Origin of the sequence: uncultured Paraglaciecola sp., assembly GCF_937123705.1 — a bacterium.
Classification (GTDB): domain Bacteria; phylum Pseudomonadota; class Gammaproteobacteria; order Enterobacterales; family Alteromonadaceae; genus Paraglaciecola.
The window spans coordinates 1-3,770 of the sequence record NZ_CAKZKO010000093.1; the positions used below are offsets into that span (position 1 = coordinate 1).

Sequence of the window (3,770 nt, forward strand, 5' to 3'; positions counted from 1 at the left end):
GGTATCAAAACCGCAGTCACCGCACTTTTAACCAGTGGTTTGGCAGGGTATTCATTTAATCATAGTGATGTGGGCGGATATTTTTCGTTTGATGAAGGTAAATATAGCGTCAAGCGAACCAAAGAATTGTTAATGCGCTGGATTGAGCTTGGGGCGTTTCAAGTTATTTTTCGCACCCATGAAGGCATTCTTCCAGACTGGAGTCATCAGTTCGATTCCGATCCTGAAACCCTGAAACATTTTGCGCGACTGTCTAATGTGTATAACGCGTGGCACGAATATAGACGCACTTTAGTGGCAGAGGCCGCAACCAAAGGCTGGCCTGTGGTTAGGCATCCGTATTTACATTATCCCCAAGAGCCAAGCTTTTTATCCCTTACATATCAGCAATATTTAATTGGCAGTGAATTATGGTTTGCGCCTGTGCTAGACCCAGGTGTGGATAGCGTGACTATTCAGCTTCCAAAAGGTAAATGGGCGCATGCCTTCACTGGAAAAGTGTATCGCAGTAGCGGTGCTGAGCAAAAAATCAGCGTACCTGCACCCATTGGTACACCTGCCGTTTTATATCGCCAAGGCTCTAAAACCGGTATGCAGTTCACTAAAAACTTGATGAAAAATGGCGTGATTAACGCGCTGTAATTTTACAAACATTCGAGACATAAAACTTATGAAAGATTGCAAACAATTTTACATTAATGGCCAGTGGGTTAACCCTTCAAGTGACAACACTTTGGATGTGATCAACCCTGCAACCGAACAAGTCTGCGCGCAAATAACATTGGGCGACAAAGCTGATGTAAATGCCGCTACCGCAGCCGCTACCCAAGCATTTGCCAGTTACAGTGTATCGAGCAAAGGAGCGCGGATAACCCTGCTTGAAAATATTATTGCCGAATACAAAGTACGTTATAACGATATGGCGAACGCCATCAGTGAAGAAATGGGCGCACCTATTTCTTTGTCGATGAAAGCCCAAGCGGCAGCAGGTTTAGTGCACTTTGAAACGGCTTTACAAGTGCTGAAAGATTTTAGCTTTGAAGAAAAAGCCGGCAATAGCCAAGTGTTCAAAGAACCAATCGGTGTGTGCGGTTTAATTACTCCTTGGAATTGGCCAATGAATCAAGTGGTGTGCAAAGTTGCACCAGCCTTGGCAACTGGCTGCACAGTTGTACTAAAACCATCAGAAATCGCACCACTTTCAAGTCATGTGTTGGCAGAAATCATCCATAAAGCCGGTGTACCAGCTGGTGTATTTAATATGGTCAACGGAGATGGCGCCGGAGTGGGCACTTTGCTAGCCAGTCACTCGCAAATTGATATGGTGTCTTTTACAGGCTCGACTCGGGCTGGCACTTTGGTAGCACAAAATGCGGCGCCTACAGTTAAACGTGTTAGCCAAGAGTTAGGCGGTAAGTCTGCCAATATTATTCTTGATGATGCCGATTTAGCGGCAGCCGTAGCGCAAGGTGCCATGAATGTGTTTCTCAATTCAGGACAATCCTGTAATGCCGGAACCCGGATGTTAGTGCCAGCCGACAAATTAGCTCAAGCGGCTGAGATAGCCGCTCAAACCGCTGCTAGCTTAACTATTGGTGATCCAAGCAAAGAAGACACGGCAGTAGGGCCAGTTGTCAGCCAACTACAATTCGACAAAATTCAAACCATGATCAAACAAGGCATCGATGCAGGTGCCACAGTGGTGTGTGGTGGCTTAGGGAAGCCTGAAGGTATTGAACAAGGGTATTTTGTTAAACCTACGGTATTTTCAGACGTAAACAATCAAATGAGCATTGCCAGAGAAGAAATATTTGGCCCTGTGCTTGCGCTTATTCCTTACAGCAGTGACCAAGAAGCCATCGATATCGCCAACGACAACGACTTCGGTTTAGCAGGTTACATCCAAGGTAAAGATCCCAAAAGATTGGCTTTTATTGCCTCAAGGATCCGTGCTGGCAATATCAATATTAATGGCCAAATGGGTGATGCCAACACACCTTTTGGTGGCTATAAACAATCGGGCAATGGTCGAGAAAGAGGCGCCCATGGATTTGCCGAGTTCCTAGAGACCAAAGCCGTCACCGGTTTGCTATAAATTTACATTAGAGAGAACATCATGCCAAAACTAACCAATGTTAAAACTTTTGTAGTCAAAACTGCTCCTCCACATAAAGGTGGTCGACTCTTTTATTTTGTTAAATTAGAAACCGACGATGGCCTTGAAGGCTGGGGTGAAACCGCGATCCTTTCGGTACTTTCAGGTTTAGAAGACGGCTATGAAGCCCTAGTTAAAAATATCTTCGATATGTATTTAAAAGGTGAAGATGCTTTAAATCGCGAATATCTGTACCACAAGATGTATTCCCATTTGACTCACGCTCATCCTGATTATTTTATGTTAGGCGTAATTAGCGCATTTGATACCGCTATTTGGGATATTGCCGGTAAACACTATAAAACCCCAGTTTACAATCTGCTAGGCGGCAAAATGCGCGACCGAGTGCGCAGTGATACCTATATCTATGAGTCCGATAAAGACGCCAGCTTACTGGATACAGCCAGAGCATGGGTGAGCGATCCAGAGCGCGTTGCAGAAATGGCCGCGAATTTGGTTGATGAAGGCTTTACCGGTTTAAAATTTGACCCTATCCCCCAAGGCAAAGATCACCTGCAAATACAAAAACCTTATGAACTAACCCAAGCTGAATTAGGTCACGCAGAGCGAGCTGTTAAAGCCGTGCGCGAAGCAGTAGGTGAGCGTGCCGATATCTTGATTGGTACCCATGGACAAATTACCCCATCGGCGGCGATTCGTTTAGCCGCACGGGTAGAGCAGTATGATCCGTTGTGGTTAGAAGAGCCTTGTCCACCAGAGAATTATAAAGAAATGGGCAGAGTGGCCCACGCAACTACTATTCCGGTTGCTTCGGGTGAGCGTTTAGTGACCCAGCACGAATTTCAATTGTTATTCGAACAAAGCGCCTGTGCATTTGCCCAGCCGGATTTAGGCAGCGCGGGTGGTATTACCGCCACTAAACAAATCGCAACTTTGGCACAAAACTACTATGTGTTGATGGCACCTCATGTGTGGGGAGGCCCCATTATTACTGCTGCTGCTATTCAGATTGATGCCAATATTCCTAACTTTTTAATTCAGGAAAGCATTGGTAAGGGGGATGGCTTTTTCAACGAAATCACTAAAGAGCCCATTATTTGGGATAAAGGTGATTTTGTGGTAACAGATCGCCCAGGTATTGGCCTTGATTTGGACGAAGATGCCCTCGAAAAACATCGAGGCAAATTGTCTGATTTCAATTTATAGCCTTTGCCTACAGTAGGAGAATAATAGTGGATCAAGTCGATGTTGTGATTATTGGTGCGGGTGCCTCGGCCGCAGCTTTTGCGTGGAGTTTAGCCGATACAAAAATGCATATCGTGTGCCTAGAGCAGGGTGATTGGGTTAACCATCTTACCTACCCTGCGATGGGCAAAGATTGGCAGTCACGGCCGGATTTTGGCAGTAATCCAAATATTCGTAAAGGTAAGGCTGATTATCCTATTAACTGTGATGATTCAGATATAGCTGCCATGAATTTTAATGGTGTTGGTGGCGGTACCATTTTATATGCGGCCCACTTTCCACGGTTCCATCCTTCTGATTTTAAGGTGAAAACCCTCGACGGCGTGGCAGATGATTGGCCTATAAGTTATGAAACCCTAGAGCCTTACTATGCCATGAATGACAAAATGATGGGTGTTTCTGGACTGGC

General features: G+C 45.4%; 3 protein-coding genes and 1 pseudogene. All 4 read left to right on the top strand.

What is annotated here, in order from left to right; genetic code table 11:
- Positions 1-642, top strand: a 642-nt coding sequence (locus Q0688_RS12645; RefSeq protein WP_299077052.1) for a TIM-barrel domain-containing protein, incomplete at its 5' end; no start/stop codon positions are given.
- Between the two features lie 28 nt (positions 643-670).
- Positions 671-2,095: an aldehyde dehydrogenase family protein gene (locus tag Q0688_RS12650; RefSeq protein WP_299077055.1), complete on the top strand. Its 1,425-nt coding sequence runs from the start codon at positions 671-673 to the stop codon at positions 2,093-2,095.
- 21 nt (positions 2,096-2,116) lie between these two features.
- Positions 2,117-3,322, top strand: a complete 1,206-nt coding sequence (locus Q0688_RS12655; RefSeq protein ID WP_299077058.1) for a mandelate racemase/muconate lactonizing enzyme family protein — start codon at positions 2,117-2,119, stop codon at positions 3,320-3,322.
- A gap of 26 nt (positions 3,323-3,348) precedes the next feature.
- Positions 3,349-3,770 (top strand): annotated as a pseudogene (locus tag Q0688_RS12660) (hypothetical protein); the annotation flags it as partial.